17 protein-coding genes are annotated in these 17,924 nt (G+C 68.9%); 15 read left to right on the forward strand and 2 right to left on the reverse strand.

Annotated elements, in window-relative coordinates:
* Positions 1-11: 11 nt before the first annotated feature.
* Complete coding sequence (tap, locus tag IG90_RS0105455) at positions 12-2,525, reverse strand: telomere-associated protein Tap (protein WP_233435911.1); 2,514 nt, start codon at positions 2,523-2,525, stop codon at positions 12-14.
* A gap of 277 nt (positions 2,526-2,802) precedes the next feature.
* On the opposite strand from tap, the gene IG90_RS0105460 reads away from it, so the two are divergent.
* The 5 genes from IG90_RS0105460 (at position 2,803) to IG90_RS0105480 (ending at position 5,732) form a co-directional block, all read left to right on the forward strand.
* Positions 2,803-3,435: a hypothetical protein gene (locus tag IG90_RS0105460; protein ID WP_030578362.1), complete on the forward strand. Its 633-nt coding sequence runs from the start codon at positions 2,803-2,805 to the stop codon at positions 3,433-3,435.
* Positions 3,436-3,507: 72 nt separating this feature from the next.
* Entirely contained in the window at positions 3,508-3,897 is a 390-nt protein-coding gene (locus IG90_RS0105465) for a DUF6354 family protein (protein ID WP_030578365.1), read from the forward strand.
* Between the two features lie 142 nt (positions 3,898-4,039).
* The gene (locus tag IG90_RS0105470; protein WP_030578368.1) at positions 4,040-4,651 is read left to right on the forward strand and encodes a hypothetical protein; all 612 of its coding nucleotides are present in this window, start codon (positions 4,040-4,042) and stop codon (positions 4,649-4,651) included.
* Positions 4,652-4,814: 163 nt separating this feature from the next.
* Positions 4,815-5,057 carry an aldehyde-activating protein gene (locus tag IG90_RS39160; RefSeq protein ID WP_106972901.1) on the forward strand — a complete coding sequence of 81 codons (243 nt, stop codon included), beginning with the start codon at positions 4,815-4,817 and terminating at the stop codon, positions 5,055-5,057.
* 87 nt (positions 5,058-5,144) lie between these two features.
* Complete coding sequence (locus IG90_RS0105480; protein ID WP_033895227.1) at positions 5,145-5,732, forward strand: hypothetical protein; 588 nt, start codon at positions 5,145-5,147, stop codon at positions 5,730-5,732.
* Positions 5,733-5,772: 40 nt separating this feature from the next.
* Here the strand turns inward: IG90_RS0105480 and IG90_RS0105485 are convergent, their stop codons facing one another.
* On the reverse strand, positions 5,773-6,384 hold the full coding sequence (locus IG90_RS0105485) for a hypothetical protein (RefSeq protein ID WP_030578374.1): 612 nt from the start codon (positions 6,382-6,384) through the stop codon (positions 5,773-5,775).
* Positions 6,385-6,747: 363 nt separating this feature from the next.
* Between IG90_RS0105485 and IG90_RS0105490 the strand changes: the two genes are divergently transcribed.
* The 10 genes from IG90_RS0105490 to IG90_RS0105535 all read left to right on the forward strand — a co-directional run bounded on the left by IG90_RS0105490 (position 6,748) and on the right by IG90_RS0105535 (position 17,900).
* Positions 6,748-7,245, forward strand: coding sequence for a hypothetical protein (locus tag IG90_RS0105490; protein ID WP_030578377.1), 498 nt, complete (start codon positions 6,748-6,750; stop codon positions 7,243-7,245).
* A gap of 68 nt (positions 7,246-7,313) precedes the next feature.
* Positions 7,314-7,574 (forward strand): hypothetical protein, encoded by a 261-nt coding sequence (locus IG90_RS0105495; RefSeq protein WP_030578380.1) that lies wholly within the window; start codon positions 7,314-7,316, stop codon positions 7,572-7,574.
* A gap of 79 nt (positions 7,575-7,653) precedes the next feature.
* Positions 7,654-8,106, forward strand: coding sequence for a hypothetical protein (locus tag IG90_RS0105500; RefSeq protein WP_030578383.1), 453 nt, complete (start codon positions 7,654-7,656; stop codon positions 8,104-8,106).
* 65 nt (positions 8,107-8,171) lie between these two features.
* Positions 8,172-8,702 carry a hypothetical protein gene (locus tag IG90_RS0105505; RefSeq protein WP_030578386.1) on the forward strand — a complete coding sequence of 177 codons (531 nt, stop codon included), beginning with the start codon at positions 8,172-8,174 and terminating at the stop codon, positions 8,700-8,702.
* Entirely contained in the window at positions 8,699-9,013 is a 315-nt protein-coding gene (locus IG90_RS0105510) for a hypothetical protein (protein WP_030578389.1), read from the forward strand. The genes IG90_RS0105505 and IG90_RS0105510 overlap by 4 nt, the downstream gene beginning before the upstream one ends.
* A gap of 1,356 nt (positions 9,014-10,369) precedes the next feature.
* Positions 10,370-11,365 (forward strand): ParA family protein, encoded by a 996-nt coding sequence (locus IG90_RS0105515; RefSeq protein WP_030578392.1) that lies wholly within the window; start codon positions 10,370-10,372, stop codon positions 11,363-11,365.
* 685 nt (positions 11,366-12,050) lie between these two features.
* Positions 12,051-12,452 carry a hypothetical protein gene (locus IG90_RS0105520; protein ID WP_030578395.1) on the forward strand — a complete coding sequence of 134 codons (402 nt, stop codon included), beginning with the start codon at positions 12,051-12,053 and terminating at the stop codon, positions 12,450-12,452.
* Between the two features lie 402 nt (positions 12,453-12,854).
* Positions 12,855-13,628 carry a hypothetical protein gene (locus tag IG90_RS0105525; protein ID WP_030578398.1) on the forward strand — a complete coding sequence of 258 codons (774 nt, stop codon included), beginning with the start codon at positions 12,855-12,857 and terminating at the stop codon, positions 13,626-13,628.
* A gap of 427 nt (positions 13,629-14,055) precedes the next feature.
* The gene (locus IG90_RS0105530) at positions 14,056-16,566 is read left to right on the forward strand and encodes a hypothetical protein (protein WP_051860003.1); all 2,511 of its coding nucleotides are present in this window, start codon (positions 14,056-14,058) and stop codon (positions 16,564-16,566) included.
* Positions 16,563-17,900 (forward strand): helix-turn-helix domain-containing protein, encoded by a 1,338-nt coding sequence (locus IG90_RS0105535; RefSeq protein ID WP_030578405.1) that lies wholly within the window; start codon positions 16,563-16,565, stop codon positions 17,898-17,900. The genes IG90_RS0105530 and IG90_RS0105535 overlap by 4 nt, the downstream gene beginning before the upstream one ends.
* The last annotated feature ends 24 nt before the right edge of the window (positions 17,901-17,924 follow it).

Here is a 17,924-nt window from a genome sequence, read left to right on the forward strand (position 1 = left end):
CTTCCTTGGTCTCAGGCCACGCGGACGAGCGAGGCGTCCTTGATCTCGTTGGCGATGTTCACTCCGTCGGCGAGCAGGTCCAGCGCCCAGCCGATGGTCTGGGAGCCCTGGTGCTTGACGGAGCCGGGGTTGACACCGAGGCGGAACCCGCCGCGGATCGGCTCGCCGTCGGGGCCGAGGAGGAGGGGCAGCGGCGACAGGCCGTCGATGGCGTAGACGACGCAGTCGTTGTTGACCGCGAGGGGGTAACGGCCCGCCGTGGTGGCGAGGTTGTGCATCTTGCGGTGCATGTTGGTCCGCGCCTTCGACAGGATCATGGCACGGATGTCGGGCCGCCACGTCAGGCGCTTCAGGGCCGGCCACGGGTCGCCGAAGACGTGGTCGACGCCCATGTTCGGGCGCTGGCGCAGCTTGCCGATGCCCGACTTGGCGGTGGCCTTGATCGCGTTGGCCAGCGTCACCAGCAGCGGGTCGCCGTCCTTGTAGACGGCCATGGCCGCGAGGAAGTCCTCGTCGTCGAGGTCCTGGGTGACGCCGAGTTCGGCCATCACGGTCAGGTAGGCGTCCCGCAGCGTGTCGTACCAGGGCTGGAGGTAGGGGCTGTGGGTCTCGCGGACCCATGCCTCCATCGGGCGGACGTCGGCGCCGAGTTCGACGGCGTAGGCGACGGTGGGGGTGGCGTACCAGCCGGGGCCGTCGGGGCGTTCGCCGCTGGAGGTGAAGGGGCTGGGCAGGCGCGGGTCGGTCTCGACGTGGGAGAGGTCGAGGTACCAGGATCCGGGCAGGTCGGGGTCGAAGTCGGGGTTGCGGGGGTAGTGGATGGCGGGGCCGGTGCCGACGTGCAGCCGGCGGCAGGCCGCGAGGAAGGCGACCTGCACGTCCAGGGCGGCGACGTGGGTGCACGCCCGCTCGGCGTCGGTGATCAGGTCGGCGGGACGGACCCAGATGCACGCCTCCTCGTCGAGGGCCTCGCTGGCGGGCCGGGAGCCTTCCTCGGGGTAGTCGGCGGCGACGACGGGATGCTCGTCGGGGGCCTCGCACGGGGCGGGGTCGACGAGGGTGTGGAGGGTGTGGGGCACCTTCGCCGAGACGTACTTGCCCTCGTCCTGGCTCCACTCGGCCTTGGTGGGCGGGCGCAGCGAGGTCATGAGCTCTTCGCCGGTGACGGCGACGGTGCCGCGGGGGGTGATGACCAGGCGGGCGTAGGTGCCAAGCATCCTGGCGAGGTCGCCCGCGGGCAGTTCGCCGGCCGGGCCCCAGACGCGGCTCTCCAGGGCGCCCCACGGGGTGAGGAAGAGCTGGATGCAGTGGCGCTTGCCGTCGAGGCGCTTGAAGATCCGCGGCCACGGGCCGAACCCGGCCTTGGTGAGTTCCCATCCGGCCTTGGTGAGGCTCTTGAGGGCCTTGTGGTCGGCCGGCAGGCGGAGGTCTTCCTGGTCCGCAAGGTTGGTGGGCAGGCCGAAGTGGGCGACGGCGCCCTCCGTGAGGATGATCAGCGGGTCCTGGTCGAAGCCGTTGTCGTGGACCTTGGCCGCGCCCAGGCGGATCTTCCGCTTGTCCAGCGCCCACGCGGCCAGGGCCTGGAGGGTCTTGGCCGGGCACGGAACGGTGCGGCCGTCAGCGAGGTGCGCGGTGAGGGCGCCGTCGGTGATGCCGAGGACGGCCAGAGGGCCGTCGGCGTACTCCGGCGGCACCGGCTTCAGGGCCGGCTTCTTCGCCGTGCGCTTCGTACGGCGGGAGGCCGGAGCGGTGGCCGGGCGGCGCGGCGCGGCCGGCGGACGGCCGGGAGATGCGGCGGCAGCGGGGAACTCCGGTGCCGGGGTGGCCACCGGTGCGGCGACCGCCGGCGCCGCGGGGGCGGGAGGGGCAACGGCGGACGTGGGCGCCGTCTCGGTGCGCGGGGCGGAGGCGGGCTCGGCTTGCGTGGTGGGCCGGGTGCCGCAGCGGGGCATGCCCATGGCGGCCATGGCCTGGAGGTACACGTGGCGGGGCTGGCCGTCCACGACGCTGGACGTCGGGTGCCCGCAGCGGGCGCACAGCCGGGTGACGCCCTCCGGCAGGTCGGTCCAGGAGCCGGGCGCGTCGAACTCGGGTACCGCCGTCTCCGCGAGGGCCGGGGCGGGTTCGGGCCAGGAGAGCTCGGGAGGGTCCTCGATGTCGAACTCGAACTCGAGAGGAGTCGCCTCCGTGGCGAGCGCATCCGGCGCTGACTCGGGCTCACCTTCGGGCTCGGGTTCCAAGGTGGCGGAGCCACCCTCTGCACCAACGCGAGCGAGCTCGGCGGCGAAGTAGGCGAGGATCCTGGCGTACCGCTGTCCCTTTTCGCCGCGCGGTGTGCGGGGCGGGTCCGATTCCCAGGTCCACACCGTCTCGCGGCGGACGTCGTTGGCCTGGCCCATCTGCGTCACGGTCCAGCCGAACGCCTCCCGAAGCCTGACCCGTTCCGCCGGTTCCGGCAGTGGCGGCACCGGACCGTCGAACGAGATCCGGTCGAGTACAGCCGTCACCGGGTCACTGGCCCCCATCTCCACCTCCACCCTCAGAGTTCAAATCTAACGCGAATCTAACGCACCCGAGCCGGCGGACGCAAGCGCCTTGTTGAGATTCCAGTATGTATTGTGATCGTTGCCTGATTAGATTTCAAGATGTATTGTCATTGAGCGTTGGCCGGGGCCGCCCGGAGGAGAAACGAGAAGGCGGCCTTGTCCGCAACGACGCGGCACGCGCCGGGACTTACCCGTCTCCTGGCCCGCCGGGATCTGCCTCCCGCGACCGACATGACACCTGAGGAGTACGACAGCCATGCCCTATCTGTCCCCCGAACCAGGAGAGCCCGCCGCGCCGGGCTCGCGGATCGTCGTGGAGGCGGGCGACATCCTGATGCGCCGCAGTCTCACCGATCACGCCCCCGCGGCCCAGGTGCACGTGATCGAGGCCGCCAAGGCCCTGGAAGACTTCCGCCTCGGCCACGGCACGGCACTGGAGCGCGCCGAGGTCCTCCTCGACCGGGCGATCGCGACGTTCCAGGAGCGCACCGGCGAGCACGACGAAGCGGCCTGGCAGGCCGCCGCGGTCTACATGGTCGAGCTGTGGGCGACGCGCTACAGCGCGGCCCGCCCGACCGCCTTCGACCCAGCCCCGCCGCCGCCGTCCCGGCTCACCCCAGCGCATCCACTGCGGCTGGAGACGGTCAGCCGCGAGGCTCACGACCTCCTGCTCGGCGCCGGCCGGTCTCTTGAGCGGAGGTCGCGCGGCCTGGACTCGATGGACGTGGTCCGCGCGCAGCACGGCATGCACGAAGCCGCCCGGTTGCTCCATGACCAGCTCGACGGGCTGTCCATGCCGTTGTGGGTGCTCATCTGCCGGTTCTGCGCCGAGATCCAGGCGGAGAACCTCCGCATCCTCAAGGCTCCCGTCCCCGGGACCACGGCCTGAGTCCCCCGATCCTCCGCTTGCCCCCGGGCGCCCGCCCGGCACCAATCCTTCGCCCCTGTTGAGGAGTTCCTCATGAGTACCAGCCCCTCCCCCGTCTCCTCCGCCGTCCAACCCGTCCGGGTCGGGCAGCTGTGGCAGGACATGGCCCCCGACATGGTCGACCGCGAGCGGATGCTGCGCGTGCTCGCTCTGACGGACACTCACGCCGACTGTGTGGTCGAGCGCGACAGGCAGGGCACGGCCGGCCGCAAGGCCCGGCCGCTGGCCATCCGCCGCTTCGCAACAAGCGCGTTCAAGCTGATCGAGGACGTCGTCGACGACGCCGACCAGGCCCTCTACGCACGCTTCCTTGCGGCGATGACGGGCGTGCAGGGTGCCAACCCGTCGCCCGTGGCGTACGCGGCCGCGGCGCTGCGCGTGCACCACGAGCTCACCGCCGAGGCGGCGAAGGCCCAAGGCTGACCGGCCGCGCGAAACGCGCTTGCCCAGTTGCGGCCCAGCCCGCCTCCGAGAAGGCGGGCCGGGCCGACGGCTCGCGGCTTCGAGGTCACTCGAATGAACACGGAAAGGAAGCTGGGAAGAAGTGGTGACGTCTACTCAGGCCATGCTCTGGACCCCCGACTCTCCGCCCGACGGCGGGATGTTCAGTGCCGGTGAGATCGTGGAGGTGGAGGGCCGGCCAGGCGAGTGGGAACTGATGAAGCCCGGGCCGGGTGTGTGGACCGTGGAATCCGCGCGGCTCGAGGACCGCGTCAGCGCGAAGGTCTCGGTGAGCTCGCTCCAGCGTCTGTCGGATACCCCTCACATCCGGCGGGGCGACCTGGTCATGCAGCGCTACCCCGAGCAGGAGCGTGCCGCAGTGGTCGGCGCCGTGGTCCGGCTCGGGCAGTGGGTGGCCGTGAAGTCGTACACGCTCCCTGACGGCGGTGTCTGCCAGGCGCTGGACTCGGTCGACCGGCTGGAGGTGGTCACGGCGGAACAGCTCGCCGCGGCCATCCGTCTGGATGTCCTCCACGGCACGCACGTGGGCCGGATCGTGCAGGCGGTCGTGACCGCGCGCGCCGGGCAGTTCCGGGTGGTGTGCCGGTGCGCGCCGGGTGCCGGCGAAATCTGCCGCAACGGACGCAAGGTCACCTGGTGCCCCAGCCTGGACATCGCCCACCAGCTGTGGGACTGGCACGTCTCCGGGCATCTCCCCGTCGGCAGCGTCGCGTAGCCCTAGGCCCCCAGGCCATGCGGTGCCGTAGCCTCCGGCCGCCCGGCACTGGCGCGTGGTACGAAGAGCCGCTCCCCGAGGGCTGGCGCAGCCCACAACGCCTTTCCCGTGGCGTACTTGAGCCGACGACACACGTCTTGGTGAACAGGCTCAGGCGGGTCTGGTGTGGGTCGGCCGGGAGCCGGTCTGGTTCTACACGTACCCACAAGACGCGGCGCGGTCGCTGCCCCGACTGCGGGAGCCAGTTGTCGCCCTGAACGACGGCGCCACGAGCATCGCGTTCAACTTCAGCGCCCTGGACGACTCCTCGGACCTCGTCCCGGCGTTCCAGAGCTACGCCCACGACGCGGTGTCGTGGCTCAGGCCGGTCACCGACACCCGGCCGACGGCCGCCGCGGGCAGCTGACCGCCGACCGGCGGCTGCCCAGGTTCAAGCCGGCCCGTTGGCCGGACAACCCAACGCCTCGACCTCGCTGGGGCGAGAATGGCGGCCATGTCACTCTCCCTGGCCCGCTGCGTGGAAGCGGTTGCCCGCCTGCTGGATAGCTGTGGCCCGTTGGAGCCGGTCCGGCTGTGCATGAGCGACCGGGACGTGCAGGCGGAGGTGTGCGCGAGCGGGCCGGCCGCCTCGGCGAGTATGGCGCGCCTGTCAGCGGCGACGGGCGGCGAGGTGGCCGGCCGGGCGGTCGACCGTGACGACGGTGTGATCACGGCGGACCTGGAAGACGAAGTGGTGCTGGTCGCCGCCGTGGACACGCCGGTGCGCGGGACCGCGCCCAGACTCCGCTCAACGTCGACGTCGGCGGCGGCTGCCCTGCTGCGTACGCTGGCCCCGTGGACGGCCGCACTGGACCAAGAGCTGCTGTCGGGGGCCCAGTTGTGGGTGGACGACGACGGCCAGGTCTTCACGGTCCGGCTGCTGGCGACAGCCGCACGCGGTGACGACGTGGAGAGTGTCGCCGCTGCCGTCGGCGCAGGGCTGGAGCAGGTCCGGACATGGCGCACCGACAGCGGTCTGGATGGGCGGGGAAGCCTCCCGTGCGGCCGGACCGTGCACATCGGCATCGTCCGTCTCTCTTGACCATCGCCGACACGCTCGCCGGATCGCGCGCTCCTCGGTGTTAGGCCAGATCAACGTGCTCCTGGTGCATCTCCGCAACCCGCACGGCGTCGAAGTGGCTGATGCCTCGGAAGTACTCCTTCTTGACCGCCACACCGATTCTCAGGATCTCCGTCACGGCCGTCAGATGATCCTTGACGCCTGTCTCCCATCCCTCAGCCGTGGCGCACGGGCGCGAGATCCACTCCTGGAACAGGAGCGCCTGAGTCACCTGCGCGTCGCTTTCATGGCGTGAGATGCGATCCACGACCTCGCGGGTGTTGGCAGGCGTGTTCTCCGCCCTGCCGACCTTGATGTAGGACAGCTTCTCGATCATGGACCGGAACTCCAGGACGTAGAGCCGGTCGCCGACGGCATCGAGCGGCCCTCCTGTTGCTTCCAGGTCCTCCCACGCCCTGTGCCGTACGGCGACGCAGATCTCCTTGGGGGGCGTACGCCCCGTGTCGAAGTAGTCGAGCAGTCGCACCCTGGCGCCGGGAAGCAGATGCCGATTCTTGAAGTTCTTGGTCCTGCGCGACTTGGGCAGGGCCTCTCGCTCCCACAAGGGCGCGTCAGTGAGGTGAATGAAGTCGTCGCCGAAGTACTGCTCTTCCTGGAAGTCCTCTTCACGCATGCCTCTGATGGTGGCCCAGGAGGGGGACCGCGTTCTCCGGAATGGCTGAGGCTGAGCCGATGGCTGGCGTGTTGGCGGCGCCGGCGCTCCCGAAGGGGCGGCGCGCGCGAGATGAAGGTCAGTGTGTCCGTGCGCTTTTGCTCGGGCTCCGCGCGGTTGGGTCCCGCCTACGGCAGCGCGTTGGCCCCGTGGCGCTGCGTCTCCTGAAGGGTTGGGCTGCGCGGGCCCACACCATCCCGATCTGTTGCCTATTCTCGTTTCAGTGTGTAGTGTTCTTCGTGTTGAGGGTGACGTTCCCCTCCACCCCGCCCCCCTCTCGGAGCCGCACTGCCGCTCCCCCACGCCCCCTTACGGAGATCTCCCATGTCCGAAGCCGAAGCGGTCCGATCCGTCATAGCCCGTCTCCTCGCCCATGCCGACGAGCCCGAGACCCAGCGCATCCACGAACTCGCGCGCCAGGCCAGCTACATATGGCGCTGCGGCAACCCGGCCTGCCCCGCCTACAACTACCGGGGGCAGCGCTACTGCGAGGGCTGCGGATGGGGCAGCAAGGGCAAGCCGGTCGGCGACCTCCACCCGTGCATGTACACCGAGCGCCGGTGGGCCGCGCTGCGCCGCGCGCTGCTCCGGCACTACGGCCCCGACGCCCCGATGCCCGACGCCGTGGTCTTCGACTACTGGGGCGGACCCGGCTGGCGCGGCGCCGAGGTCACCGAGATGTACGGCGGCAGGACCGAAGAGGTCACCGGCGGGTTCCGTGACCGGGACCGCTTCGCGGACATCGCCGCCGCCCTCGACTCCCTGACCAGGTGGTCGGAGCCGGGCTACGGCGAACACATCCGCGTCGTCCTGGCCTCCTGAACCTCACCGTCCCCAGGGCCCGGTGAGCCACCGCCGGGTCCCGGCCAGCCACGAAGGCGAGCCACGCCATGTCCACTCTGCTGATCGGCCGCTGGTCCACGGACAACGCCACCCTCAGCATCACCGCGTCCCACCAGGTCGACGACGAGGACCAGGACGCCGTCGACGCCCTCACCCGGCCCGTGTTCGCCGAGGGCGCGAACTGGGCGTGCACGTTCCCCGTCGACACCCACCGCCACGCCGTGCAACGCGCGTACGAGGAGTTCGCCCGCGATGACGACGCCTGGCTCGACGACACCGTCGAACACGTCGAGCCGGTCACCCCCTGACCTCACCCACAGCTGCGCCCGGCCACGCGTCGGGCGCCTGCTCGCCCGTGTCCCGCACCCCTACCCGAAGGGCTCTCCCATGCTCGGCAACACCGAATTCGAGTGGGTCTCCGCCGACGCCACACCGGTCCTGCTCTACCCCGGCTTCAACTCCGACGACGCGCTCGTCGAGCCCGGCGAGATCGTCGCCGCCGTCTACGACAGCAGCGACGGCATCGCCCTCTACGGCAACCGCGACAAGGTGCTCGGCCTCCTCCTCCAACTCGCCGAAGCCGTCCGCAACGCCCCGCCCGTCCCCACCACGGAGGCGTGCATCGCAGCCACGACCGACCCCACCGCCTGGAACCCGGGCCCCCTCACTTCCCCGCTCGCTCCGACGAGCAAGGGCTGGACCCTGTGCGGCGCCGAGTCCCACCAGCCCATCGCGGCCGATCCCCGTCTGGCGACCTGTTCCGACTGCGTCGACGCCTTCAACGAGCGCGGGCCGCAAACCCCCCTCCACCTCGTCCACTTCCTCCCCGCCAAGCCCTGACACCACCCCACGCCGCCCTCCGGTGCCGGGCCCGCAGGGCACGGCACCCCGACCCAAGGCCCCTCATGAACCCCACCGACGCAGCCGGCCCCCTCTTCGAAGCCCTCCTCGCCGAAGCCCAGCAGTGGGCGTGCGACGACACCGAGGACCAGGACCAGCTCGACGCGATTGACCACGCCGACACCCCGCACGACAAGCTCGCGCTGCTGCAGAACACCAGCCTCATCCCCTCCCACCTGGCTTCGGCCATCGCCGAGGCTCTCGTCGCACTCGATCCCGCCACCTACTCCCCCGACTCCGCGCCAACAACCTCCGGAACCTCCATGGCCGACCCCGAACTCCACCGCATCCGCGACGCGTCGATCACCGTGGTCGACGCCTCCCCCGAGGACAACACCCCCAGCGACGTCTACGAGATCCAGGTCCACGGTGTCAGCGTCCTCATCCGCCGCCGAGCACAGTGGGGCCCCGCCACCGACGTCCCCTACGTCCACATCGAGGACCAGAACGAAGGGCCCGGACTGCTGCTCGTTGAGGTGAACAACGCCGGCGAGCACGAACACCCCCGACCCTCGTCCGACGGAGCAGCGACATGAACCCCAACCACGCCTACGCCACCGCCCGCCAGCTGATCGACCCCGACGCCAACTACACCGTCCACACCCGCACCGACAACGGCTGGGCACAGCTCACCGACCCCAACCACCGGGAACTCCCCGGCCTGGACGTCCTCCTGGCCGCCCGCAGGGTCCTGCGCGCCCGGCCCGCCGGCCACGTCCAGAGCACCGGCCCCAACACCCTGGACATCCGCACCGGCGACGGGCAGCTCTGGCTGCGCTTCACTACAGCATCGTCGAGTGCGGGCCAGGCCGCCGGTGATCCAGCCCCGGGCGACTGCTTCGGCTGACCAGAGGTTGTCCGTCTGGTCCACCTCACCAAGCCCACTCGGGCCGTGTAGGCACCTTGGCCCGCCGCGTGCGGCGGAGCCGTTCAGCGCGCCGAGGTGTTCTGGCTGTAGACCTTTAGGGGCCCTACTGCCACCGGCCAGAGCCCGGTCGCCGCCAAACGTAGTGTTACTGCCGTGTGGCTCCCCCCGGTGTCCACTGCCTGCGCCACACGGCCACTGCCTCCTCGGGCTCTCCACCTCCTTGAATTCTCGATTGGGATGTCCACAAGCAGTGGCCTCGAATAGCCTCATTACGACGGGCTTTTGACATCGACCGGAGACGGTTGGTCGTCGTGAATTGTCTCAAGCAGCTTTTTTGGGACGGAGTTGCAACATCAGGTCCCTTTGGACTCCACGATACTGGTACGCCGACACTGCACCTGGTCGCTGATGCACCAAAAGGGTGCGCACTCGCCTCGGCTCTGATTCAGTGAAACATTCGTTCCAGTCGGCATGGACTTGCAACCCATCCTGCGCACTTACCACTGGCCATTTGCTTGCCCCCACCAACACATATGTTGGTACTGCTCCTGTACTTCACACTCGCCATCTATGGTCGACACATACTCTTTGCGTCTCCATAGTGCGCGCACTGACTGCTGAGGCTGAGCTAATTTACTCATCTTCGAAGGCATGCTTGTAGGCATGCCAGTAGGTACGTAGGGATCTCTGTAGGGATCTCTGTAGGGATGTTCGTACCTCTGTAGGTTTCGATCGATGGAGTCAGGTCGGCCGTCTCTCCACCTCACACGCACCTCTATCGACACACACTGCACCTACACTGGCAGTTGCTCACCATCACCTCGCGCACCTGCGACGACGTCGCCGCCTGCGCGTCGATCCGCGCGCTCCATGCTGCGAACGCACCCTGCTCGGACGTTCCGCACCTTGGCGCGTCTGACCCCGCCACTCCGCCTGCACGCGCACCATGTCCCTTCGCGCTATCTAGCTGCATGGCCTCTTGTCGCCGCCTGCACACCCCCCTGCCTTGGCGACAGCCCCTCAAGCTCCGCGGCCTCGGTACTGGGGTGGACTCGGTGCACCGCAAGACTCGCGACACGCCCCGCGCTACGCCACAACACCAACACTCGCCGCATCTTCCTGTTATGGTCGCCCGTGTCGCGTCGTGACACGGACTGCAGACATCCAGTGCACGAAGCACGCCCCCAATGTCCGTAATAACCAGCAGAGCGCACTCGTGATGCAGCAAATGACAAGTACTGTCACTCAGATACACCTCAAGCGCGTGACACGACGCGACAGTCACCTCGCCGTCTCCCGCAGCCACCCTCTCTCCCAACTCCGGAGGCCCTCGCGATGACCACAGCCCTTCCGAGCGACATCGACGTCGCCGACGAGGCATCGCTCCCGGCGCCGGTGGTGCTTGCCATCGCCACTCAGAAGGGCGGCGTGGGCAAGACCACCACCACCGTGAACTTGGGCGCACGCCTCTCCATGGCCGGCTACAACGTCCTAATTGTTGATCTTGAGCCCCAGGCGCAAGCTGGAACCGCGCTCGGCATCACGCTCGGCGGCCATGAAGATGAGGCTGCGAACGAAGCGGAGCTCCAGCGGTCTCTCGGCTACATCCTGCAGATGGCTCTCCAGAAGTTCCCGCGTCCGCATCTCAAGCAGGCGATGTTCGACCGCACCGACGAGGTACTGGGGGACTTCGAAGGTCACGGTCAGCTCTGCGTCCTTGCCTCGGAAGAGGCATCCATGTCAGCGGCGCAGAACGCCTTCGTGACGAAGCCCTACAAGGAGATCGTCACCCTTCGGCACCTCTTGCTCCAGGAGGCACGGGGCTTCCACTTCGTCCTCATCGACACACCGCCAGCCGTATCCCACCTCAACGCAGTGGCGCTGGCGGCCGCTGACTTCGTGGTAACCGTCTGCATCCCGGAGTACCAGTCCATTAAGGGTGCCCTAGTTCTGAGCGCAGCCACGCAAGCGATCGCAACGAACACCCAGGGAGTCTGCGAGCCACAGCTTCTCGGCGCTCTACTCAATCGCTCCAACCCCGAGTCTGCGTGGACGGCTCAAGACGTGGACATCCGGAACGCGATGATTGGTGACGGCATCAACGCTGAGCCAGGGCGGGGCCTCTTTCCGTTCGTTACGGATGTGCGACGCGACGTCCGCATCTCGGAGTCCTACATCCACGGCCGGCCCGCAGTAACGCGGTTCCCGAATCACTCGTGTGGCAAGCAGTACACGGGCGTCGTGGAGGAGATCCTGGACCGCATCCAACTGCCGCGCCAGAAGTGGACCATCGCCGATCCGGTCCTTGTCGAGGAGAACGTCGATGCCTGAGGAAGAGCCCTCCGGAGCGGAGCGCAAGCAACCCAAGAAGAGGACGGCGAAGAAGGTCGCGGGTCTCAGGCCTCGTCCAGACTTGCTCAGCAATCCCGCCCTGTCGGGTGCGGCAAGCGTGGCGGCCCGATCAGTCCTGGGTCAGGGTGCCGGAGCCCAGCCAGTTAGGGCTGTCCAAGTTCCGGCCTCGGCCTCACAAGACGCCATTGCCGTGCCTGCCCCGAGCACACCCCCTGACTGGCAGGGCGCGGCTGAGGCGGTTGCGCCGGACACCGCGCAGACGCGGGCCGAAGACCAGGCGTTGAGCGAGGGAGCGCCACCCGGCTCCGTCACGCCTCTGTCGGTCTCCGCCACGGATGTGCAACCCAGCGAACCGGCACGACCGCATCTCGGTGATCTTTCATCTCCAGGCGCTGCTAGCTCTGGAGCAACGCACGGAACGACCCCGCATGCCTACCAAGACCTACCCGACGGGGAGGCCGCCGCCCAGCACCTCGTTGCTCATGACGACGAGCAGCAGGTACCGGGGGAGGAGGCGACCACAGCCGAGATGACTGAGGCTGAGCCAAGAGCGGGGGGAGCACCTTCATCAGGGTCCCGGCGAAAGCGCTCTGTCTCCACCCGCCAGGGCTCCAAGGTGGGGCCCGCACATACGGCACTGCTCAACTCATGGCGTAGCAGCAGGGTGGACCTCAAGCTCCGTCGGGACGCCTGGCAGACGCATCCGTTCCGCTTCGCGGCGGACTTGGTGACACAGCTAAGCAAACGGGTGGCGCAAGACTGTTCGTCTTCCGGTAAGTCGCTGACAGCTGCGCAGTACGTCGACGCTGCCATGAGCCAGTATCTGCCGACGACCATAGAGGAGCAGTTGGCGCTCGCCGAGGAGTTCCTCCTCTCTCGCGAGACGGACGTGGGCACGGGGAAGCAGGCCAGCCATCGGGTCAGCCCTGAGGTCTATGCCGTCGCAGCGCCCCTAGCCAATGATCTCCGGGAAGCAGGGCACGCGCGCATCGCCGTTCACGTCTACTCAGGGGCCCTTGACAGCTTCCTCCGCGATCTCGAAGCAGAAGGGCCGCTCGGGAAGTAGGGCACAGGAACCCCCTCGGATTCACGGAGGCGCCGACCACAGCGATGTGGTCGGCGCCTCCGCACTTCTGCCTGCCCTTCCATGAGCAGCGACACTCGGCGTGCCGTTGAGAATGCGCCTTCGTAGTCACATCAGTAGTTCTGTAGGGATGCCTGTAGGGATGCCTGTAGGGATGCCTGTAGGGATCTAGGCGCGCTCCTATGTTCGTATCGTTCGGCCCTCTTGAGTGCCTCGACTATGACGCGACGCGACACACAAACAGCTCGGTATAACCGGACAACTCGGGCGAACTCCCAGGCAGGGGCGAAGAATCGAGGGAAACGCGTGTCGCGTCGTGACACGAGAACGGGCCGCAATGCGCTACGGTGATCCACAGCCTGAAGGACACACACTGGAGACGCCTTGTCCGCCTACGTGCAGCCGGCCGTTCTCGCGAGTACGGCCAACGTCAACCGCTCCTGGGTTACCAAGGCCGCCCAGCTCGGTCTCGTGAACGCAAGTGCGCTCGACGGGGAAGACGTCATTGTCGTACGCGTGTTCGCCTTTGTGGATCAGCTCGTCTGGCCGGGCAAGAAGCGCTCTCGAAGCGAGGCTCGGGCGATGGAGCCCTGGGTGTCGCTTGCGGTCAACGCGGCGCGAGATGCAGCACGTGACCCAGCCACCAAGATGGACTCAATCCTGTGGATTACCCCTGAGGGCGTTGAGGTAACCAACGATTTCGGTGCCCACACGGGATTTGTCCTCGCGCACCAGCGGTCGAACTTCGTCGCAGTCCCAATCGGCGAATGGATCGCTGAACTTCCACCGAACCTCGAAACTATCTTCCACTGGCCGCGCAAGATCTTGGACACCACGATCACTGTCCAAGACACGGAGATCGCTCTCCTGGGCTTCAGCACCATTCCCCAACAGGTCACGGTGTTTGCGACATCAAGCACCGCGCTCAACGACGCCACGTACCAGAAGGTGCAGCAGCAAGTGTCATCGCAGCACCCTGGCTCAGCGATCCGAATCATCGAGCACCAAACAAAGGGTGCACAGTCTCGTTGGTCCGAGCTCTATGGCCTTCCGGACGGCGGACTCATTCGTCGTCCAGTGGACGACATAAGCCTTCGCAACGAGTACGGACCCCAGCTCAAGCACTTTGGCCGGCGTCCTGACCGGGAAACAAAGTGACTCGCCGGGCATACCGCCGAGAGGCCAGCAGCCGGAGTCGACCGCGAAGCATTGGCTTCCGGCACGCTCCACTGAGAAACGCCCTGCGGGGGCTCATGTAGCAGGACGGCCCGGGATCTGCGGTCCCGGGCCACTGCTGTTGTCGAGGAGGTGAGGCACAACCGACATCCCTAGCTGAATCACGTCGCATGCCCGGCTGTTCTGCTACGGCCTAGCGCGCCGGGTGGCGATGACGGACGTCCTTGTACCTCCTCGACTGGAGCAGATCATAGCTACCCGTACGAGGGTCGGCTCAGTCATGCCTGAAGCAGGCGGAAGCCTACCCAAGAAGTCGAAAATTCCAGGGCGAGCGCCCTCGCATGGCGTCTCGTCAAGCTCTCCATACCTGGCCGACCGACCGACTCTGGCCCTTCAGCTGGGGCGCGGCATGGGGTTCCGGCTGTTGACGGCCGTCCGCGCTCTGCTAGCCGATCCCAGGCTCGTCGGCCGCAAGGATGTTGTGCGTCTCGGCACCCTCGTGCTGATGGCGAAGGCCAGCCATGGCAGCTGCCGGGTTGAGATCACGGCCAGGGAGCTGGGTCGTTGGCTCGGGGTGTCGGAGTCGACCGTCGACCACGAAGTACTCAACGTTCTCCGTGACGTTGATGCCGTGGCTGCGCGTGTGCTGCGGGGCGGCGACGGTCTGCCGACCGGTGTCGAGTATCGGGTGGAAGCTCTGTGGGAGGCCCGCAACGACGTCGGCGCACCTTTGGCGTTGTCGAAGGCCGAGTTGGCGACGCTGCTGCGGTTTTTGGAGGAGTTGTTCGCTCCGGGGTGGGGTGAGCAGTGCGCCACGCCCCCGGGCCTGCTGGTGAAGAAGGGACGGCGGGGGAGGGGCGCGGCGTCGGATCGGCTGGCACTGGTTCTGCTCGCCCTGCATGCACGGCCGGACGGGCGAGTTCCGTTGGTCGGTGGGCCGTTGGCGAAGAAGGTGGCTCGTCATGGCCGGGCGGCGGTGACGCTGGCGCGGATGCTGGGGTGCCGTGTGCCGGTGGCGGCCACGGTGCTGGGCCGGCTTGTTGCCGCGGAAGCGGTGACGGTCGCGCCGGGTCGACTCGTGGTGCCGGCGGTGGCGGCCGCGCATGGGTCCGCGGCCGCGGTCGCGGACGATGCCGAGCTCGAGAGTTCTGCGTCTGCTGATCCGGCGTCTGCCGGTGATACGGCGGGCTGTGTTCGGTGTGCCCGGCGTGAAGAGCCCGACGTGCTTGTGGTGGAGGGGGATGGGTGGCGGCAGCTGTCGTGGGATGACCTTGGGGGCGCCGGGGAGGGTTCCGGAACTGCACCCAGGGATCTCGACGACGCTGATAGTGACCTTTTCGCAGGTCAGGTCGTCTTTGAGACGTTCGAGGCGAGTTGCGCTGCTGCAGACCCTCACGCCGACCACGCTGTGGTGGCTGATGTACGTGGTGAGGGTGCTGGAGGTTTCGGGTTTTCCGGCGAAGCCGCGTCGGGGTACTGCCGTCAGCCGGTACGCGCGTGCGAGGGCGGGAACTCCCCGACGCTGGAGGATGGTCTCCACGGTGACGTGACGGCCGTCGACCCCGGGGCTGGCCCGCTTCGCGGGGACAAGCCTGATCTGCTGCTGGCGGAGGGGGAGTCGGGTTCGTCGGCCGCGGTGTCGACGCTTGAGGCGTGGCGGTCAGCGTCGGGGGGGCCGCCGCCGGTGTGGGCTCAGGTGCCCAAAGGGCTGGAGCGTGTGCTGGAGCCGGTGGCCATGGTCTGGGGCCGGCTGAACCGGCTGACGACCAGGCGTTACGTCACGAAGGTGGTCCGAGCGCGGCTCGACGAGATCTCAGGGGCGTGCGGTCCTGGGGTGGATGCCGAGCGGGTTCTCCGGGAGCGACTCAAGCGCCGGTTGACCGAGCAGGGCACGGTGCCGGTCACCGACCCGGTGGGGTGGCTGGTCGGCCGTGCTCTGCCGCGCCGGGCGTTGTGCCCTGACAGTCGGTGCGACGACGGACGACGGATGGACACCCGGGCCGACTGCGCCGCCTGCCAGATGCTGGTCCTGGACGGACGGGCGCTGCGCTCCCGGGCCTTCGCCCAGACGGCAACGGCTATGGCCGGCGGCCGGGTTGACCGGCTGGTGTTCGAGGCGGAGCTGAACGCGTGCTGGCAGCGGGAGGCCGCCGCCGCGGCGGTGCGCCGCGAGGATGCCCTCCGCCAGCGGCAGGCCCGTGAGCGGGTGTGGGCCGAGCAGCGGGCCCAGCGGGCAGCCCAGGAGGCCGCCCGGCGGGCACTGGCTTGCACGGTGTGCGGGACGCCGGAGACAGCCGGTCTGTGCGGCCGGTGCCGCGACGAGCGCCGCGTCGAGGAACTGGTGGCCGAGGGCATCGACGTGGCGGTGGCCACCTGGGGCATGAGCGGCGAGGCGGACCGGCTTGATGCGGTCCGCAGGACCGAGCAGGACATGCGCGGCGCGATCGACCAGGCGGTGAGGGAGCTGCTCGCGGCGGGCGGTGGCGTGTTCGCCGAGTCGGTGGCGCTCGCGGCGCGGTTGGCCGCGGAACTCCAACTGGGCGCCTTGCAACGCCGGGCTGTGAACTGGTTCGCCTACCAGCCGCCGGCCCAGGCCGAGTACGAGAAGGTCTTCGCCACCGAGATGCGGCGCAGCCACCTCCACGACAGCCTTGAGGAGGCCCGCGAGGCGGCTGAAGAGACCGCCCAGACGGCACGATTCAACACGGCACACGCACTCCTCAACGACCAGCTGCGTACGCTGCGGGCCGCCCGGCCCACGTCCGAAGCGGATGCCGAACCCGACTGCTATTCGCAGGCGGCCGCCCAGGTCCGTGGCCTGATCCGCCCCGCGCCGCCCGAGCGCGCCGTGTCCGTACGACGGCCCCCGGCTTTGCCGGGCTCGCCGGCACGTGGCAGCGAGGCGGGGGTGGGAGCATGAACCGTCCCGTACGGGCTACTGTCGCGCAACGGCCGGTACGGCGGCCGTCGTTGACCGAGTGGGTGCAAGGGCTGCCGGGTCTGTCGGGGCGGGCGCGCCGGCTGCTGCTGGAGGGCGACACCGAGGCCCGGTACGCGGGCAGGACGGCCGCCGATTCCGGCTACCGGCTGACGATGGCCCTGGCGGTCGCGGTCTCCCAGCCCGGCCGGGAGTGGACCCTCGCGCAGTGGTGGGAGGCCCTGGTGCTGCGCCCGACGGCGGGCGGCGCCTGGGCGCGGTCGCTGCGCTCACGCAAGGGGGAGCGGTACGCCGAGAGCAAGCTCGCCGGAATGCTCGACAAGGCACGTGGGTTCGTGGGCACTTCCGGCACGATCGTGTGCCGGGCCGATGCCATCGTGGCGATCGCCCGCCTGCGGGCCGCCGTGGAAGCCGTCGTTTGGCCAGGACCGGGCGGCGGCACCGATCTCAAGAACCTCACCGCGCGGCTGCAGCTGGCCGAACAGGCCGGCGGGATCGAGCACGAGGTGTCGGTACGGCAGCTTGCCGAGCTGATGGGCTGCGCCCGCTCGACCGTAGAAGCCAGCAACGCCCGCTTGCGGGCGTCCGGGTGGCTGGTCCTGGTCACGGCCGGCATAGGAGAGCACAGTTCGGCCTGGTCCCTGCGCATCCCCCCGGCAGGGCCCGAAGACCAGAAGTCGTGTGCGCGCCCGGGACACCGTCCAGCCTCGGGGGAGAGGGGGGCAGAGGGTGACCCGGGCGCGCACACGGAGCGGGAGGTGAGCACGCGCGCGCTGGGTTCCGTGATGGGGACCGACGCCTGTCACCACTATGCCCACGGCACGTCCGGCGCCCGGATCCTCGCCGCCCTCGACCCGCTCGACGGGGCCGACGTCGCGCACCTGGCCGCGGCGACGGGCCTGCACCGCACCACGGTGCGCCGCCGCGTGGACAAGCTCGTCGAAGACGGTCTCGCCGAGGAGGCCGACGGCTTGGTCTACCTGCCCCGCCACCTGGCCGGCGGCGAAGGCCTTCGCCCCGACCCCGACCAGCTTGAGCACGTCGCGCTCACCCGGGGCACCGCCGACCTGGGCGAAAGGCGCCGCAAACGGCACGGCGACCAGCGGCGCCGGTACCGGCAGTGGCTCACCGAACGCACGCAGTACGCCGTCGAGCAGCGCCGGCCTGCCCGGCCCCGGCTGCGGCTGGTGCCTGAGGGCGTGGTCGACGAGAGCACGGGCGAGCTCCGCGACACCGCATGGCGGGGGTGGATCATCGATGACCCGTACCGCCCAACCTGGCCCGACGACGGATCACCCGAGGCAGTGTGCGAATGAGCCCGCCAGCAGGCCTGCTTGCGG

This window comes from Streptomyces anulatus, assembly GCF_000721175.1.
In the GTDB taxonomy this organism is placed as follows: domain Bacteria; phylum Actinomycetota; class Actinomycetes; order Streptomycetales; family Streptomycetaceae; genus Streptomyces; species Streptomyces anulatus_C.

Bases quoted from the DNA above. Each gene is read 5' to 3' on its own strand.
- tap (WP_233435911.1), bottom strand. From the start codon at position 2,525: ATGGGGGCCAGTGACCCGGTGACGGCTGTACTCGACCGGATCTCGTTC.
- IG90_RS0105460 (WP_030578362.1), top strand. From the start codon at position 2,803: ATGCCCTATCTGTCCCCCGAACCAGGAGAGCCCGCCGCGCCGGGCTCG.
- IG90_RS0105465 (WP_030578365.1), top strand. From the start codon at position 3,508: ATGAGTACCAGCCCCTCCCCCGTCTCCTCCGCCGTCCAACCCGTCCGG.
- IG90_RS0105470 (WP_030578368.1), top strand. From the start codon at position 4,040: ATGCTCTGGACCCCCGACTCTCCGCCCGACGGCGGGATGTTCAGTGCC.
- IG90_RS0105480 (WP_033895227.1), top strand. From the start codon at position 5,145: ATGTCACTCTCCCTGGCCCGCTGCGTGGAAGCGGTTGCCCGCCTGCTG.
- IG90_RS0105485 (WP_030578374.1), bottom strand. From the start codon at position 6,384: ATGCGTGAAGAGGACTTCCAGGAAGAGCAGTACTTCGGCGACGACTTC.
- IG90_RS0105490 (WP_030578377.1), top strand. From the start codon at position 6,748: ATGTCCGAAGCCGAAGCGGTCCGATCCGTCATAGCCCGTCTCCTCGCC.
- IG90_RS0105495 (WP_030578380.1), top strand. From the start codon at position 7,314: ATGTCCACTCTGCTGATCGGCCGCTGGTCCACGGACAACGCCACCCTC.
- IG90_RS0105500 (WP_030578383.1), top strand. From the start codon at position 7,654: ATGCTCGGCAACACCGAATTCGAGTGGGTCTCCGCCGACGCCACACCG.
- IG90_RS0105505 (WP_030578386.1), top strand. From the start codon at position 8,172: ATGAACCCCACCGACGCAGCCGGCCCCCTCTTCGAAGCCCTCCTCGCC.
- IG90_RS0105510 (WP_030578389.1), top strand. From the start codon at position 8,699: ATGAACCCCAACCACGCCTACGCCACCGCCCGCCAGCTGATCGACCCC.
- IG90_RS0105515 (WP_030578392.1), top strand. From the start codon at position 10,370: ATGACCACAGCCCTTCCGAGCGACATCGACGTCGCCGACGAGGCATCG.
- IG90_RS0105530 (WP_051860003.1), top strand. From the start codon at position 14,056: ATGGGGTTCCGGCTGTTGACGGCCGTCCGCGCTCTGCTAGCCGATCCC.
- IG90_RS0105535 (WP_030578405.1), top strand. From the start codon at position 16,563: ATGAACCGTCCCGTACGGGCTACTGTCGCGCAACGGCCGGTACGGCGG.